Annotated in this window: 15 protein-coding genes; 6 read left to right on the plus strand and 9 right to left on the minus strand. The window is 71.6% G+C overall.

Annotated elements, in window-relative coordinates; genetic code table 11:
- Nucleotides 1–264: 264 nt before the first annotated feature.
- Nucleotides 265–690: a hypothetical protein gene (locus tag ACQP2P_RS15220; protein WP_433616600.1), complete on the minus strand. Its 426-nt coding sequence runs from the start codon at nucleotides 688–690 to the stop codon at nucleotides 265–267.
- Nucleotides 691–710: 20 nt separating this feature from the next.
- Here ACQP2P_RS15220 and ACQP2P_RS15225 point away from each other — a divergent pair, with 20 nt between their 5' ends.
- The 3 genes from ACQP2P_RS15225 to ACQP2P_RS15235 all read left to right on the plus strand — a co-directional run bounded on the left by ACQP2P_RS15225 (nucleotide 711) and on the right by ACQP2P_RS15235 (nucleotide 4,203).
- Nucleotides 711–2,498 carry an RICIN domain-containing protein gene (locus tag ACQP2P_RS15225; protein WP_433616601.1) on the plus strand — a complete coding sequence of 596 codons (1,788 nt, stop codon included), beginning with the start codon at nucleotides 711–713 and terminating at the stop codon, nucleotides 2,496–2,498.
- An 11-nt stretch (nucleotides 2,499–2,509) separates the two neighbouring features.
- Nucleotides 2,510–3,637, plus strand: a complete 1,128-nt coding sequence (locus ACQP2P_RS15230; protein ID WP_433616603.1) for a NucA/NucB deoxyribonuclease domain-containing protein — start codon at nucleotides 2,510–2,512, stop codon at nucleotides 3,635–3,637.
- 71 nt (nucleotides 3,638–3,708) lie between these two features.
- Nucleotides 3,709–4,203 (plus strand): hypothetical protein, encoded by a 495-nt coding sequence (locus ACQP2P_RS15235; protein WP_433616604.1) that lies wholly within the window; start codon nucleotides 3,709–3,711, stop codon nucleotides 4,201–4,203.
- Here the strand turns inward: ACQP2P_RS15235 and ACQP2P_RS15240 are convergent.
- The 6 genes from ACQP2P_RS15240 to ACQP2P_RS15265 all read right to left on the minus strand — a co-directional run bounded on the left by ACQP2P_RS15240 (nucleotide 4,165) and on the right by ACQP2P_RS15265 (nucleotide 10,872).
- Nucleotides 4,165–4,638, minus strand: a complete 474-nt coding sequence (locus tag ACQP2P_RS15240; protein WP_433616606.1) for a hypothetical protein — start codon at nucleotides 4,636–4,638, stop codon at nucleotides 4,165–4,167. The genes ACQP2P_RS15235 and ACQP2P_RS15240 overlap by 39 nt on opposite strands.
- A gap of 618 nt (nucleotides 4,639–5,256) precedes the next feature.
- The gene (locus tag ACQP2P_RS15245) at nucleotides 5,257–5,775 is read right to left on the minus strand and encodes a hypothetical protein (protein WP_433616608.1); all 519 of its coding nucleotides are present in this window, start codon (nucleotides 5,773–5,775) and stop codon (nucleotides 5,257–5,259) included.
- Nucleotides 5,768–6,910 carry a hypothetical protein gene (locus ACQP2P_RS15250; protein ID WP_433616610.1) on the minus strand — a complete coding sequence of 381 codons (1,143 nt, stop codon included), beginning with the start codon at nucleotides 6,908–6,910 and terminating at the stop codon, nucleotides 5,768–5,770. The genes ACQP2P_RS15245 and ACQP2P_RS15250 overlap by 8 nt, the downstream gene beginning before the upstream one ends.
- Nucleotides 6,911–6,915: 5 nt before the next feature.
- Nucleotides 6,916–7,227, minus strand: a complete 312-nt coding sequence (locus ACQP2P_RS15255) for a hypothetical protein (protein ID WP_433616611.1) — start codon at nucleotides 7,225–7,227, stop codon at nucleotides 6,916–6,918.
- Nucleotides 7,228–7,582: 355 nt separating this feature from the next.
- Complete coding sequence (locus ACQP2P_RS15260) at nucleotides 7,583–10,120, minus strand: ABC transporter permease (protein WP_433619142.1); 2,538 nt, start codon at nucleotides 10,118–10,120, stop codon at nucleotides 7,583–7,585.
- The gene (locus ACQP2P_RS15265) at nucleotides 10,120–10,872 is read right to left on the minus strand and encodes an ABC transporter ATP-binding protein (protein WP_433616613.1); all 753 of its coding nucleotides are present in this window, start codon (nucleotides 10,870–10,872) and stop codon (nucleotides 10,120–10,122) included. The genes ACQP2P_RS15260 and ACQP2P_RS15265 overlap by 1 nt, the downstream gene beginning before the upstream one ends.
- A 103-nt stretch (nucleotides 10,873–10,975) precedes the next feature.
- On the opposite strand from ACQP2P_RS15265, the gene ACQP2P_RS15270 reads away from it, so the two are divergent.
- The gene (locus tag ACQP2P_RS15270; RefSeq protein WP_433616615.1) at nucleotides 10,976–11,620 is read left to right on the plus strand and encodes a TetR/AcrR family transcriptional regulator; all 645 of its coding nucleotides are present in this window, start codon (nucleotides 10,976–10,978) and stop codon (nucleotides 11,618–11,620) included.
- 402 nt (nucleotides 11,621–12,022) lie between these two features.
- Here the strand turns inward: ACQP2P_RS15270 and ACQP2P_RS15275 are convergent, their stop codons facing one another.
- Together ACQP2P_RS15275 and ACQP2P_RS15280 are read right to left on the minus strand one after the other, a co-directional pair.
- Nucleotides 12,023–12,163 (minus strand): NADPH-dependent FMN reductase, encoded by a 141-nt coding sequence (locus tag ACQP2P_RS15275; protein ID WP_433616616.1) that lies wholly within the window; start codon nucleotides 12,161–12,163, stop codon nucleotides 12,023–12,025.
- Between the two features lie 200 nt (nucleotides 12,164–12,363).
- A complete protein-coding gene (locus ACQP2P_RS15280) occupies nucleotides 12,364–13,719 on the minus strand; it encodes an MFS transporter (RefSeq protein ID WP_433616618.1) in 1,356 nt (451 codons plus the stop codon).
- Between the two features lie 102 nt (nucleotides 13,720–13,821).
- Here ACQP2P_RS15280 and ACQP2P_RS15285 point away from each other — a divergent pair, with 102 nt between their 5' ends.
- A complete protein-coding gene (locus tag ACQP2P_RS15285; RefSeq protein ID WP_433616619.1) occupies nucleotides 13,822–15,207 on the plus strand; it encodes a PLP-dependent aminotransferase family protein in 1,386 nt (461 codons plus the stop codon).
- A gap of 33 nt (nucleotides 15,208–15,240) precedes the next feature.
- Complete coding sequence (locus tag ACQP2P_RS15290; protein ID WP_433616620.1) at nucleotides 15,241–15,420, plus strand: hypothetical protein; 180 nt, start codon at nucleotides 15,241–15,243, stop codon at nucleotides 15,418–15,420.
- Nucleotides 15,421–15,510: the final 90 nt, after the last annotated feature.

Genomic DNA, 15,510 nt, shown 5'->3' on the forward strand with positions numbered 1-15,510 from the left:
TGCCTGCCGAAAAACGCATTCGGCTCGCAGATGGGATGTCCTACTTTCGATCAATGCGTTCGCCGGCATCCTTGACCATCCGCTTCAACTTGACGTGCTTCTCGGCGGATGGAGCCGGAAGCCCGCCTGGCCCCGCTTTGGCCGGCCGAGTCCGACGGATCTTGAACCCGTCGATGCTGTCCGCGGGTGAGCTCGGCTCGGGCGTCGACGGCGGGACCGGCCTCCGCGTTGCGCCGGTCTCGGTCTCGAATCGCATCAATTCGGTCAACTTGCCACCCCGGCGTCGGTGCGGGCACGAACCGTGAACATGCAGGCGCCGGTGGGCGCGGCGCCATCGACGGACGGCGGATGCCGGCCGACATTGATGATGGTCGGTCGATTGATCCTTTCCATGATGTCCGGTAATGTGTCGCGGGTGTCGACGTTGGCGAATGTATGCCACGGCGGCAAACGGGGAGGAACAGTGCTGCGGCAATCACGGTTAATGCCGACGTTCGCGCGGGCCGTCTGGCGTGCCGCGCCGTTACCGAGTCGGGTAGTGTCACTCCACGTATAGTTTCGCGGCCCGGTGAGTCCGGGGCCGCGCTTCGCCGTCCGCTGCCGAGGGCCGGACGTAAACGCATCGCCGGAATTCGCGCCGGAAACGGCGGCGCGAATGGCGTCGTGCTGTCCGCGCGACGTTTCCGGCAATGCTCGAGAATGGGAGTGCGATGAATCGTCTGCGACGTCGATGTGCGATCGCATTGGCCGCCGTGCTGGCCGGTGCCGGCGCGGCGGTGGCGGGTGGTGGGCCGGCCGAAGCGGCGGTGCCGCCGGCCGATCCGGTGGCCATCGGGCAGTCCACGACCGGCGACCGGCAGGTGCTCGCGACCGACTCCGACGCGGTCGGCAGCACGGTCAAGGTCCGCACCCACACGGTCGGCCTGCCCGAGAACGTCAAGGCCCAGCGGTGGACGTTCGAGGTGGTCAGCCCGGGCGCGAACCCGATCTACCGGGTCCGGCAGGCCTCGTCGGGGCGGTGCCTGCAGGCCGCGGCCACGAGCAACGGCGCGGCCGTCATCATCGTGGACTGCGGTACCGCATCCCAGCAGTTCTGGACCCTCACGCGGGCCCAGACCTGGCCGAGCGTCGGCTTCGCCCTGCGCAACCAGCGCGACGGCCGCTGCCTGGACGTGCTGTCCAGCACCGACGGGCAGCCGGCGGTCATGTGGGCCTGCTCGTCGAGCTACACCACCCAGCTGTGGCGGCCGCGGATCGGCGGCGCCGACTGCCCGGAGCGGGACTTCGTCGGCCTCTGCGCCGGCGAGGACTCGCCCGTGTCGGGCGTCATGGTCAGCTTCCGGCAGCAGCCGGTGAGCTTCAACGGGCCGCCGGCGGACCCGCAGACCGGGGGGTACAACAGCTTCAGCAACCAGGTCAACTGGGACCCGCTCGACGGATCGGGCGGCAACGCCGGTTACGACTACGAGGAGATGGGCTGGCAGGCGGCGTACGCCTCGGCCACCGGCACGACCTCGCACACCGCGTACTGGCTGGAGGACGGCGAGGCCACCGAGGAGTACTGGTCGATCGACCAGCCGGGCTCGAAGGTCGCCGACGGCCTGCTGCACACGTGGATGAGCCTCGGCAACGGCGCGGGGCAGTGGGACATGCTGTACGACTTCAACCCGGTCGGCACCACCCACCTCGCGACCGGCGGTCGGACGAGGGCGCTGCAGACGGGCCTGATGTCGTACTACCCGCAGTACACGGCCCTCGCCACGGCGTTCGAGAACCGGGTGCAGGTGCAGGACAACGGGGCCTGGCGCCGGCCGCGGCTGGTGAACGTCTCCGGCTTCCCGGCGAACGTCTGCGGGCGGCCCGACCCGCGGTCGATCCTGTTCGGCGAGCCCAGCGCGCCGCCGTACTGCTACACGATGCAGGTCGCCGCGCGCACCTCGAATCTGCCCAGCTCGCCGACCGAGCTGGACCGGCTCGTCCTGGGTAAGCCGGCCGCCGGATCGCTCGCCCTCGGCCTTGCCGCGCCGCAGCGGACCGCGAGCCGGGACGAGTACAACGGCGTCGACCAGCGGAAGCTGGCCGCATGCCTGGCCGACGACGCGGGCCGGTGCCTGGAGACGGTGCCGGGCCTGGCCGCGTGCGTCGCCGCACGCAAGGTCTGCAACGTCACCACCGGCGCCGCGGTGGCCTCGGTCGCACCGGCCCGGCCGGTCACCGCCGACGCCGCGCGGCACGACGCCGGGCGGCGGCTGCGCACCGCCGGCGACGCGCGCACCGCGACGGTGACGGTCGCGGAGTTCCGCAGCCGGGCGGGTGTCGCGCTCGCGGCGGCCGACGGCGCGGCCCGGGTGCACGTCGTCACCGGCGGCGGCACCGTGCCCGGCCTCGGCCGCGACCGGGGCCGGACCTACCGCGGCTACACGATGGTGTACGCCGCCGCGACCGGTGACCTGCTCTACGGATGCCTCGGGCGGGACTGCGCCCGAGGCGGATTCTAGGAGTGACGACCATGTGGAGAACTGTCGCCGCGGCCGCCCTGGGTGTGACGCTGGCCCTGACCCTGAGCCCGGTCGGTGCGCTCGCCGCGCCGGCCCGGCCGGGGAACACCACGCGGCTGCTGGACGAGGCCGCCGACCTCAAGCAGGACTGCGAGGCGCATCCCGGCCAGGCCGGCTCCCGGTACGGCTGGGCCCGCACCCGCTTCGAGCAGTGCCATCACTACCCGCTGCACGTCGTGCTGCGCCGGCAGAGCGGCGAGGAGCTCGGCTTCGTCGACTTCGACCTGTGGATCCTGGCGTTCGCCTACGACGGCAGCCGCCGCGTCGACTACGTGACCTCGGTCGAGAACGTGCACCAGACCTCGTCGATGCGCGACGACCTGACGTTCCTGACCGTGATGTACGACGGGTGCGCCGGACGCGGCGACGTCACGTGCCCCGCGACGCTCCGGCAGGAGCGCACGGCGCTGGGCTGGTACCAGCAGCCGGCGATGGACGTCGTCTCGATCACGTCGCCGGACACCGCCGGGCTGCTGCCGTACTACACCACCGAGTTCGTCGCCCAGGTCAGCTACCTCATCGAGTACCGCGACGGCCTGACCGAACCCGCCCTGCGGATCGTCGCGAGCAACGCGGTCCGGTTCGACAGCGCCGGAGCGGCCCTCGGCGGTGGGAAGTACAAGGGCACCGTGTTCGTCGACAACGTGCCGGAGTTCGTCCTGCCGATGTCCGGCGTCGGCATCGACGCCGAGGCCAAGCACGTCAACGACGCGCTGCACCACCCCGAGCGGACGTTCCCGAGCTTCGTGGGCAAGAACCCGCCGTCGATGCTGCACCGCCTGATGGACGCGAGCGAGATCGAGGCCAACCACCGGGCGTCGGTGGGGATCTGCAAGGATGTGTGGGGCGACGACTACGCGGCCGGCGGGCTGGACTGCGACGAGTACCCGTTCAAATCCACGGAGGAGGGTTCGGCGTACTCCACCGCCGGCAAACCCCGCGGCGCGCAGGAGTGGCACGGGTCGGCCCGCCCGATCAACGCCCAGCAGAACCAGCTCGGCGGGTCCAAGCTGAACGCCTTCTACGGCGCCAACCGGCTCCTCGACGGCGACGGGTTCACCGTCACGACGGCTCCCTGACCGAACGCCGTGGTGCCCCGGTCCGTCCGGAGCACCACGGCGCGGCTGACTGAAAGGCGGTACGGCGGACGATGGACCTGCGGCTGACCCCGGACTACCGGTTGCTCACCCTGCGCGACGTCGAGGCGGACGCCGCCGAGGGAATGGACGCGGCCGTCGTCGCCGCGTCGGCCGACGTCACCGGCTCGACCGGTTACGTCCTCGTCATCAGCGTGGCCCAGGACCTGATCCCGGTGGATGTCCGCCTCCGCGTGCTCGGCGCCGGAGCACCACCGGCCGCCCCGCGGCACGAACACGACATCGACTTCCCCTCCGGGCGCGTCCGGCTCGGCGACACGGGCGTCAGCGGGATCACCGGCGAGCTGGCCGAGGGCCCCGGGGTGTACCGCATCCGCGTCACCGCCACCGGACGCGCCGAGGCCGCCGACGCCGCGCACCGGTTCCTGCGCGACCATCCGGACCTGCCCACCGCCCAGTGGGGCGACGCGCTGGCCGCATACGCGGGGCTCGAGCACTACCTGCTCGAGCTATGGCGCCTCGGGGACTCGCCGGAGGACGACGAATAGCAGCCCGGCCGCCGCCGCGGCGAGCAGCACGACGCCGAGCGCGTCGACCGGGACGGGGATCATCGCCCACAGCTCGCCGAGCACCGACCGGCGCAGGCCGGCCGTCGGGGGCTGCGAGTCGTCCCAGAGGGCCTGGTACCCGGGCGGCGGCTCGGGGGCGGTCACGTACGCGGCGACGGCCCGCGCGACGAACGCGACCCAGAGCAGCCGGCACCACCACGGCGCCCGGCGCAGCGCCACGGCGACGGCGATCAGCGCGGCGAACGCGACGAGGAAGGCCAGGCCGTGCAGCAGACGCGCGGCGTCCAGCGCGGCGAACAGCTCGCCGGTTGTCGTGGCGTCCTGGGCGGCGCTGCGATACGCGGCGACGAGAGCCAGATCCGCGATCCCCGCCACGAGCAGCGCGATCACCGCCCCGGCAGATATCGACCGCATTCGACCACTATAGGCGGTTCCGGCGGCGGGCGATGACCCGCAGGGCGAAGGCGACGACGGCGAGCAGGAGCAGCGCCAGGAATAGGGGCACCGGAATCGGTACCGCACCTCGCCCGCCTCGATCGCGGTCCGTGCGCCGGGGCCCTGGGCCCGCGCGACGCTCCCGGCCTCGCCGAGGCGAGCAGCCGGCTGAGCGGCGCCGCCAGCAGCAGGGCTCCCGCGCCGGCGACCGGGCCGATGGCTATGACCTCGCCGAGCCTGCCGTGCGAGTCTGCCGGCGGCGGCTTCAGGCCGCCGCAGCGGCGGTGGCACGCGCACGACGCGGGCGCGCCGCCGCCGACTCGATTCGCTCGCCACGGCGGGCGGACTGCGCGGTTGCCACGTCCTCGGCGGCCTCCTGCTCAGGTCCTGCAGCCGGACAGTGCCCTCCGCCTCGCCATCGACAGGCTGCGGCACCGTCGATGACGTCAGCGGCGAACCGTATCGGCTGGATCAGGTGGGCCTTGCCGAGCATCTTCACGAACGGGACAGCCGCGATGAAGACACCCAGCGGCGGCTCTATCACCCCGAACGCGACGGCGAGGCTACTGCAGTTGTTTCCTACCGGCGGGCTTGCGGCTATTTCTGCCGGTGAGCGTGTTGGGCAAGTGGATGGTGGCCGTAGCCGGTCTGTTGGAAGGCCCAGCAGACGTCGGCGACGGTGATGTTGATGTGGGTGCCAGTGCTGCCCGGGAGGTGGTGGCCGGCGAATGCGGCGGCGAGAGCGTAGCTGCCGGTGCGGTGTTCGACGCGGGTGATGGTGGTGTGCCGGAACCAGTGTGTCGTGATGCCGGGCGTGGCGAACCAGTCGAGTTCACGCCCGAGACGGGCCCAGAGTGCGTCGAGGCGACGGCGGGTCCAGGTGTACAAAGGGCAGCTGGGGTCGGCGGCGGCGTCAACCATGGTGGGGGAGACTGGCTGTTCGCGGTGTTGGGTGTGCTTTTCGTCGAGGATGACGGTCTGCCGGGTTGGGTGGACCGATGTCGGGGTGAGGTTGAGCAGGCCTTCGCGGCGGCACGCGGTTTCGAGCAGGAAGCGCAGCAGGAGAGTCTCGTGGTCGGCGGCAGCCGCCGCGGTCGGCCGGATGGTATCAGCCATCGAGTCCGGCCAGTTCCAGGCGGTCGAGCAGGCTGGGCTTACGGGCGTGGGTCGCCCGGAGTTCGGTCAGGCGCCGGTGGAACGGGGCGGGGTCGCCGTCGCGTTCGGCGACGTCGCGGAGGTCGACGAGCAGTTGCACGGCGGTGTCGTACTCGCGTGGCTTCTTCGTGGCGATGAGGGCGTCGACCTGTTGCCAGGCGGATTCCTGGTCAACGGCGAGCGCGTCGAGCCGGCGTTGCCGTTCGGCCGCCGCGGACCGTTCCCGCCGGATCCGGTCGCGTTCCTGGCGCGCGACGAGCTGACGCTCGCGTTCGGCGCGCCGGTCCGCGGCAGCGCTGAGCAGTTGCCCGGCGGTTCGTGCGGCCGTCGGCGGATGCGGCGGATGCTCCACGCGGTACCGGCGCAGCAGTTGCTCGCGGAGGTGGCCGTCCGCGCCCGTGATGAGGGCGGCGAGGATCGCGTCTTTGTCGCCCGCGGGGAGTGCGGTGGCCCATTGTCGCAGTTGCGCGTGAGTCGGCTGGCTGGCGCTGGTCGCGGCTGAGCCGTCGGCCGCGGCGGCGAGGAGGTCCGGGTCGATGCACAGGAATTCGGCGACGGCTCTCAGCGAGGCGCTCAGCGTGCCCAGACCAGCCGGGACTACAGGCTCTGGCTCGTCGTCGAGTTCTCCCGATTGGACGCAGCGCAACCAGCCCAGGTAGAGCAGGCGGAGGTTGCCGGCCGCGAGGTCGGCCCGCGCGGGGAGAATTGAGCCGAGCAGGCCGTGCCCGTCGATGTCCCATTCGTCGGTACCGTCGTCGTCCTCCCGGTTGAGGCAGACGATGACGTGCTTGCCGCTGGTCCAGGCGAATGCGCTGTCGCCCACGCAGTACTCGGCGGCGGTGGCCGGGTCGAGGACGGCCTTCGGTAGCCGCAGCATGAGCCGCCGGGTGCCCCAGTTCGCCAGGTACAGGTGGGCGTCGAAGTACCGTTCCATCAGCGCGCGCGGGTCGCCCTTGAAGTCGCCCCATTCGTAGGTGTTGACGAAGCTGGTGGCGGTGATGTCCGCCCTGGTGGACAGCGACCGCAGCTCGCTTCGCTGCCGAGCCGTCAGGGCCTGGTCGACCGCGGTGAACTCGTAGTACTGGTACTCGCTCACCGGCGCTACCGCCCGGCCCAGTACCGATAGGCGTCGATCCACACCGCACCGTCTGGCGGCGGGGTGGGCAGCGGCAGGTCGAGCAGGTCGATGCGTTGCCGTTCGCGGCCCCGGGAGCAGACCGCCACGATCGTGTCGTCGGTCAGGTCGATCTTGCGTACGGTGACCTCCACGCCGAGGACGGTGGAGGTGAACGGCACCGCCAGGTGCTCCTCGAGCATGGTGAACAGGCCGGTGAGCTCTTCATCGTCACCGTACGCGTCGACGGTGGCCTCTTCGATCATCGCTTCGAGCGTCGCGTTGCGCTTCGATGCCATCGGCGGAGGATAACTGAACCGCCCATGCGCGTCGCTTCCGGTACACGGTGAGCGTTTGGCCAGCTCGTCGGCCTCCACCACGACATAGGGCCACGTCGGGTACTGGGTTCATTTGCCGTCTGTCGTCGCGCGATCGGCGGTGAGGTCCATGAGGAGTTCGGGGAGTACCGCTCCCTCATGGGATCGGCCACTGCGGTGCGCTGGTCGGCGGATGGCGTCGCTGTGTGGCGTTCGCGGTGAGTACCGGCGCGCGAGCATCCGCCGGCCGGTACCCGGTACCGCGCGGGCCAAGCTCTGGATCCCGCTTCGTACCGGGTACCGGCCTCGTACCGGGTACCGCCTCGTGCCGGGCCGGCTATTGGGTGACGACGGCCCGGAGGATGTCGACCTTTGCGGCCCGGCGTGCCGGGGCGATGGCGGCGATGACGCCGGCGAGGATCGCGACGACGGCGTATACGAGGGGCTGGACGACCGGCACGTCAACGGTGATGATGCCGATGGACGCCAACGCTCGCGAGAAGGCCGCGCCGAACGCCAGGCCCAGCACCAGTCCGAGGACGGCGCCGACCGCCGCGATGAGTACCGCCTCCCAGCGCACGGCCGAGCGCACCTGCCGGCGGGTCATGCCGACCGCCCGCAGCAGCCCCAGCTCGCGGGTGCGTTCCAGCACGGACAGAACCAGGGTGTTGACCACGCCGAGCAGCGCGATCACCACGGCCAGCAGCAACATCACGGATACCATGCCGAGGAGCTGGTCGACGCTCTTGCTCTGGGTGTCCTTCAGATCGTTGGCATCCGAGATCGCGACGTTCGGGTACTCGGCCAGCGTCGTCGTCGCGAGCTGCTTGATCTGCGCGGTGCTGACGTCCTTCTTCGCCGCCACGAGCACGGCGATGTCGAGCCGGTCGCTGAAGTTGGCGTCGTAGGTGTCCAGGCTGATCACGTAGGGCGTGCCGATGAGGGTGGTGTCTGTGAAGGTACCGGCCACTCGCAGCTGGTGCTCGCCGGTCTGGGCGAACGTCACCGTCAGCGGTGAGCCGGCGTGCAGCCCTTTGGCCTTGGCGACGTCGACCGACAGCAGGATGGCGTCGGGTCCGAGCGCGCTGACCGACCCGGAGACGATGCCGAGGTTGGCGACGCGCTCGACGGTGGCGGGGTCGACAGCTGCCATCGGCGTGCTCGCCGCGTCGACCCGTGCCGTGCCCCAGCGCATCTCCGAGACGGTGTCGGCCTCCGGCAGCCCGCGTAGCTTGTCGGCGACGCCGGCCGGGATGCCGGGTGCGAACTGGTTGTTGGCCTTCAGGATCAGGTCGGCCCGGTTCGCCCGGTCCAGCACGTCCCCTACCGACGCCTTGATCGAGGACGCGACGACGGTCACAGCGACGACGAGTGCGAGCCCGATGATCAAGGCGTTCGCGGTCGAGGCGGTGCGGCGCGGGGAACGCGCTGCGTTGAGCCGGCCCATGCCACCGGTGACGCTGCGGGAGATCGGCGCCCCCAGCACGCGTACCAGCGGCCGGACGGCGACCGGGGCCAGCATCATCACGCCCAGGACGGTCGCCAGCGTGCCGAGGCCCGCCGCGGCTGTCTGGGAGTCCGCGCTGATCGCCCGTGCCAGACCGGCTACGCCCCCGACCAGGAGCAGGCCGCCGACGGCGAGCCGCCAGGGGGCGACTCTCTTGACGGGGCCGGCCGCCTCGCGCAGTGCCGCGATCGGCGGGATTCGGGTTGCCCGCCATGCCGGCGCCAGGGCGGCGACCAGCGTGACGAGCACACCGACGGCGAAGGCGGCGATCGCGGTACGGCTGTGCAGTTGCAGCGCCGTGTTGGGCAGCTCCATGCCGACCGCGCCCAGCAGTCCACGCAGACCGCCGGCGACCGCCAGCCCGAGGCCGAGTCCGAGGACGGAGGCGACCAGCCCGACGACGATCGCCTCGGTAAGGACGCTGCCCAGGATCTGCCGGCGCCCCGCGCCGATGGCCCGCAACAGGGCGTGCTCCCGGCCACGCTGGGCGACCAGGATCGAGAACGTGTTCCAGATGATGAACGAGCCGACCAGCAGCGAGACCGCCGCGAATCCGAGGAAGATCTTGGTGAACATGCTCAGCGCGTTCTGGATCGACTTGCTGGCCTCGCTCGCGATCGTCGCGCTGGTCACCGCCTCCACACCGGCCGGCAACACGCGGGAGATGCGGGACCGCAGCTCGTCCGCGCTGACGCCGGGCCGGCCGCGTGCGTCGATCGTGTCGTACTGCCCGACCTTGCCCAGCAGCTGCTGGGCCGCGGTCATCTCGAAGGTCGCGAGGGTCGCACCGGCCAGGTTGTCGGCCTGGCCGAAGCCGGCGATGCCGACGACGGTGAACCGCCGCTGGCCGCCCGACGCGAAGATGATGCCGATGTCGTCGCCGGGCCGGTAGGAGTACTTGCCGGCGGTCGCGGCGTCCACCACGACCTCGTCGGCCGCCTGCGGCGCCCGGCCGCTGCGCAGGCTGAAGCCGCCGGCCAGCTCCCGGTCGGTGGTGTAGCCGGAGCCGAGGGTCGGCGCGCCGCCGGGCTGAATCGGTTTGCCCGTCTTGTCGAGCATCAGGGCGTACCCGGTGACCGAGCCTTCGGCGGCCGCCACACCGTCCACCCGGCGGACCGTGTCAACGAGGGTCTGCGGCAATGGTTTGGTCGACTGCAGCGTGCTGGTGTCGGTGAACGCCGACGTGGCACGCACGGTCACATCGGTGCCTTTGGTCAGCCCGGCGTAGAGCTGGTCGAACGCCGCATTGACCGTGTCGGTGAGCACGAGTGTGCCGCTCACGAACGCGACGCCCAGCATGATCGAGATCGCGGTGAGGAACAGCCGCACCTTGCGGGCGCGCAGCCCCTTGAGGGTGAGCGTGAGCATCACTCGCCGAGGCCCTTCATGGCGTCGAGGATCCGCTCCGCGGTCGGCTCGGTCATCTCGGCGACGATGCGGCCGTCGCGCAGGAACAGCACCCGGTCGGCGTAGCTGGCGGCGACCGCGTCGTGGGTGACCATCACGATCGTCTGGCCGTACTCGTCCACCGCCTGGCGCAGGAAGCGCAGCAGCTCTGTGCTGGAGTGGGAGTCGAGCGCGCCGGTCGGCTCGTCGGCGAAGACGATCTCCGGCCGGGTGATCAGTGCCCTGGCTGCGGCTACCCGCTGCTGCTGGCCACCAGACAGCTCGGCCGGCGTGTGCCCCAGCCGGTTGGCCAACCCGACGGCGGCGACGACCTGGGCGAGCCACGCTGGGTCGGCCTTGCGGCCGCCAAGCCGCAGGGGCAGCACGATGTTCTCCTCGGCCGTCAGCGTCGGCACCAGGTTGTACGTCTGGAAGATGAACCCGAGCCGGTTGCGGCGCAGCACCGTCAGGTCGCCGTCGGAGAGTTTCGCGACGTCGGTGTCGCCGATCAGGACCTGGCCCGAGGTCAGCGTGTCCAGACCGGCGAGGCAGTGCAGGAGGGTGGACTTGCCGGAGCCGGAGGGTCCCATGATGGCGGTGAAGACCCCGGCCGTGAACTCGAAGCTCACGTTGTCGAGGGCCCGGACCGTGGAGTCCCCCCGACCGTAGAGCTTCGTGGCCCCGACCACCCGAGCCGCAGCGCGGATGTCGGATGGGGACTTGGTGATGGACATGTGCGAGGTAGCCTTTCATATGTGTACGGCGTTATCTCATAAACGTACGGCGTACAAAAATAGGACCGTGGAAGTCAGGCCGCGTCATCCGAACGGAGCGTGAGTGGTGCCCAGAACGGCGAGGTTGAACGAGCGGGCGATCGCCGAGGCTGCCCTCGCCGTGATCGACACCGAAGGCATCGACGCGCTCACGATGCGCCGCCTGGCCGGGCGTCTGTCGACCTCGCCGATGGCGCTGTACCACCATCTGCCCGACAAGGACGCCGTCCTGGAGGCGGTTGCGCAGCTGCTGCTGGTCGAGGTCGAAGCACCGCCACCGGGCCTCGAGTGGCGGGAGACCGTCCGCCGGATCATGCGCTCGGCCCGTGCCGTCGCGCTGCGCCACCCCAACGCCGCGCCGCTGATCGCCCGCTTCCCCCCGCGCACCCCGGACGCACTGGCCTTCATCGAGGCCGGGTTCCGGTCGTTTCTCGCCGCCGGGTTCTCCGCATCCGCCACCGCTACGACCTACCGCACCCTGGTCGCCTACTCGCTCGGTATCCAGGGGGTTGAACTGGGCGGATACTTCGCCGTCCACGCCGCGGCTCGCGCACCCGGCGACTCGCTGGACCAGCCGTCCGCCGACCGGCTCCTGCCGGCCGTCGCCGAGATCGGGCCGCGCCTGGCAGCCTGCGACCCCGACCAGGAGTTCGAATGCGGACTGGACATCCTCATCGCCGGCATCGAGGCGCTACTGCCGCGCCGGTGACCACCGCTACGCACGGACGCTGTGGACGGCTGCGCGGCCGGGGACAGCACGCGCCGTCCCGGGCCGGGCCGGACTATTCGTCCACCGGCCGGGAAGCCGCCGACCGAACGGGTGCGGTCCGTTCCGGGCGCAGCGCCCAGAGGAGCAGGGCGATCGTAACGATCGAGTCCTGCGGGTGGAGGTCCGCACGTGCGCGGGGTTGGTGACCTCGCCGGCGTCGGTGATCAGGCCCCCGTGTGAACCGGATGTACGCCTCCGGGAGTTCATCTGCGGCGAGTCGCAGTAGCTGAGCACGCTGCGCAGGCTCTGCTGGGCGACGGCGGTCCCGATCGCGCCGGGGGATGCGCCGATCACGGCCGACGGTTTGCGCGCGAACGAGTTGTCGCCCCAAGGGCGGCTCGCTCAGTCGATAGCGTTCTTCAGACCGCCCGGGACGGAGCGGTTGTATTCGGGGGTTACGAACAGCACGGCGTACACGGCGGCGACGGCGTCCTTGAGCGCCCTGCCTTCGGCCGGGAAGTCGTCGTAGTCGTAGCTGTACAACGGGAGGTCCTTGATCGGGATCTCACGAACTCCAGGTCCGGCGGGGCCAGGCGGATCAGCGCCTTGGACAGCGTCCGGTTGGTCGAAGCGGTCGCCAGGCTACCGACGATGTAGCCCACCTTGTATCGACCATGTCGGTTCGCCTTCCTCCTCGCCCGGCCAATCCACCGGCCGGTACCAGTTGATCCGGGAACCGGCATCTACCCGTTCGCGCCGTTGTCATCCGTGGCGTTCATCGAGCCGTGCCGGGCCGCGGTGACCAGGGCCGGCTGATCCGGTAGACGGCGGCCGGCCTGCTCGCCGGAGTCGTGCCAAGGTGACCCGGCACCGTCGACCGGCGCGGACGGCATCGCCCGCAGCGTCCGTACCGCCGACAACAGCACCGCGACGGCGGCGAGCGGTACCGCTCCCGCCGCGACGGCGACCGTCGCCGGCAGGCCCAGGCCACCGCTGGCGAGCAGGCCACCGGCGGCTGCGCCGAGCGGCATCGTGCCCCAGATGAGGAATCGGTTGGTCGCGTTCATCCGGGCTAGCATCGGCCCGGGGGTCGTGGTCTGGCGCAGCGTCACCGCGTCGACGTTCCAGATGCCTTGGCCGGCCGCGGCCACCATGAATCCCACGGTCATCCAGGGCAGGGGGTGCGCGATCGGGGCGAGCGCGGCGAGTAGGTAGGCGCCGTGCAGCAGCACCCCCAGCGCGATCGTGCGGCCCACGCCGAGGTGCCGGTTGAGCCACGGTACGAGCATCGATCCGGCGAGGTAGCCGAGGTTGGCGATGCCGAGCACCGCGCCGACGGCCGCGGCCGGCAGGTGGAGGTCCCGCACGGCGTAGGTGATGAACACCGCCATCAGCGCCTCGGTCCAGAAGTTCATCCACCCGGCGCCGAGCGCAAGCGGCCGGATGTAGCGGTGGGTGAGGCAGAAGCCGATGCCGGCGCGCATCTGGCGCAGCAGCCGAGCCTGTCGTCCGGCGTTGTCGGCGCGGGGCAGGGCGGGCAGGCCGCGCAGCAGCACCGCCGACGCCAGATAACTCAGCGCGTCGAGGACCAGCGCCGCCGGTGCGGTGATCGCCTGTACCAGGGCACCGCCCACGGCGGGGCCGCCGGTCTGCGCGACGGCACGCGCGGCCTCGAGCTTGACGTTGGCGGCCGCGACCCGGCCGGGCTGGACCAACGCCGGAAGCACCGACAGGGCGGCGACGTCGAACGGCACGCTGAGCGCGCCCACGCCCGCGGCAACGGCGAACAGGTGGGGCAGCGTCAGCACGTCGGCCACGACCGCGAGCGGAACGCTGAGCAGCAGCACCGCCCGTGCCACATCTGCCCACACCATCAGCCGCCGGGGCGGCCACCGGTCGACGAACGCGCCGGCCGGCAGGCCGAGCAGCAGGAACGGCGCTGTGCCGGCCGCGGCGAGCGCCGCGACCTGGCCGGCGGAGGCGTGCAGCACGCCGAGGGCGGTCAGTGGCAAGGCCAGCACCGTGATCTGGGTGCCCAGCAGGCTCACCCCGACCGATCCCCACAGCCGCCGTACCCAGCGTTGCTCCTGCGATGCCATGACTCCTCCTCCAGATGACGCCGATTGACACCGTATATATCTGATTTGATGGAGTCAATCGCAAAGTCGATGGGTTCAATCTCACTGTGAGAGGATCGGTGCGTGGCCTCATCCAGCACCTGGCGACCGCGGCCGCTGCCCGGTGACCGCCCCGCGTACCAGGCCCTGGCCGACGCCATCGCCTCCGACGTCGCGCACGGCCGGCTCAACCCCGGCGACCGGCTGCCCACCCATCGGGCGCTGGCCCGCGCGCTCGGGGTAACCGTCGGCACGGTCGCCCGTGGCTACACCGAGGCCGAGCGGCGTGGGCTGCTGGGCGGTGAGGTCGGGCGGGGCACGTTCATCCGCGCGGGCTTCGGGATCAGCCCGGGCGGCGCCGGTGCGTCGACGGACCTCGCGAGCCTGCACCCGCCGATCGACCGGATTGACACCATCGAGCTGCTCACTCAGACGCTCAATGCCCTCGCCGCCGACACCTCCGCGCTCCGGACGGTGGTGGACACCGAGCACGGCGGCGACGCGCGCGCTCACCGGGAGGCCGCCGCGGCCTGGGTGACGCACGGCGGGTTCCGCCCGGACGCGGGCCAGGTGATGCTCACCGCCGGTGCCCAGCACGCGCTGACCGCGGCGCTGAGCGCGCTGGCCGGCCCGGGAACCGCCGTGGCCACGACGCCATTGACCAACCCCGGGCTGCTCGCGGCGGCCCGCCAACTGCGCCTGCCCGTGGTGGCGGTGGCCGCCGACGACGAGGGCATGATCCCGGAGGCCCTCGCCGCCGCGTGCCGCGACGGCGCGATCTCGGTGGTGCACCTGCAGCCCACGCTGGACAACCCGGCAGGCCGGATCATGCCCGCGGCACGCCGGGCCGCGCTCGCCGAGGCCTGCGACCGCGCGGGGGTCTGGGTCGTGGAGGACGATCCCCTCGCGCCGTTGGCGCCCGGGCGGCCCGACCCCATCGCCGCCCTGCTGCCGGCCCGCACCTGCCACGTCGCCAGCGCCGCCAAGGCGCTCAGCCTGGGCCTGCGAGTCGGGGTGCTCACCGCGGCACCGACCGCCCTGGCGCGCCTGCTCGCGGCCGTGCGCGCCACCGCCTGGCTCGCGGCGCCGCTGCTGGGCGAGGTGTTCGCCCGCTGGGTCACCGACGGCACCGCGACGCGTGTGGCCGCCGCCCGGGCCGCCGCGGCAACCGCACGACACGCCGTTGCCACGAGCCTGCTCGCGCCGTACACGGTCACGGCGGACCCGGGCGCCCCACACCTGTGGCTGCCGCTGCCCGAGCCGTGGACCTCCGGACAGCTGGTCGCCGCGGCGCGCCAGCTCGGGGTGCTGCTCTCACCGGGGGACGACTACGCCGCCAGCCGGGCCGCGCCGGCGCACGGCGTGCGGATCGGCCTCAACGCCGGCGTCTCCGACGACGCACTGCGGCACGCACTGCTCAGCGTCGTCGCCCTGCTCACCGCCGGGCCACTGCCCGACGGCCTGAGCTGAACCGCCGGCGCTGGGCCGTCACACGTCGAGCCGGTGCAGTACACGTCAGGTTCGACGCTCAGGGTGCTCGTCCATCGGCTGTGCGGACATGGCCGGGGCGCTCGATCCACCGACGTTGGTCTGCTGTTCGGCCGCCTGTGCCTCGGCGTGGTGTTCCTGGCGCACGTCGTCAATGACGTGTTCGATGCAGGCAGGATCGCCGGCATCGTCTGACGCATGGCCAAGACGTGCGATTGAGAACGATCGCTTTCATTCATCCGCTGGGAGTGGCCGGGCGGCGTCGAGGGGTCTCGTCGGTCGACA

Source organism: Dactylosporangium sp. CA-139114 (assembly GCF_050955725.1).
Classification (GTDB): Bacteria; Actinomycetota; Actinomycetes; order Mycobacteriales; family Micromonosporaceae; genus Dactylosporangium.

Coding starts and splice junctions, on each gene's coding strand:
- ACQP2P_RS15280 (WP_433616618.1), bottom strand. CDS start 13,719: ATGGCATCGCAGGAGCAACGCTGGGTACGGCGGCTGTGGGGATCGGTC.
- ACQP2P_RS15230 (WP_433616603.1), top strand. CDS start 2,510: ATGTGGAGAACTGTCGCCGCGGCCGCCCTGGGTGTGACGCTGGCCCTG.
- ACQP2P_RS15245 (WP_433616608.1), bottom strand. CDS start 5,775: ATGGCTGATACCATCCGGCCGACCGCGGCGGCTGCCGCCGACCACGAG.
- ACQP2P_RS15255 (WP_433616611.1), bottom strand. CDS start 7,227: ATGGCATCGAAGCGCAACGCGACGCTCGAAGCGATGATCGAAGAGGCC.
- ACQP2P_RS15265 (WP_433616613.1), bottom strand. CDS start 10,872: ATGTCCATCACCAAGTCCCCATCCGACATCCGCGCTGCGGCTCGGGTG.
- ACQP2P_RS15235 (WP_433616604.1), top strand. CDS start 3,709: ATGGACCTGCGGCTGACCCCGGACTACCGGTTGCTCACCCTGCGCGAC.
- ACQP2P_RS15225 (WP_433616601.1), top strand. CDS start 711: ATGAATCGTCTGCGACGTCGATGTGCGATCGCATTGGCCGCCGTGCTG.
- ACQP2P_RS15240 (WP_433616606.1), bottom strand. CDS start 4,638: ATGCGGTCGATATCTGCCGGGGCGGTGATCGCGCTGCTCGTGGCGGGG.
- ACQP2P_RS15260 (WP_433619142.1), bottom strand. CDS start 10,120: ATGCTCACGCTCACCCTCAAGGGGCTGCGCGCCCGCAAGGTGCGGCTG.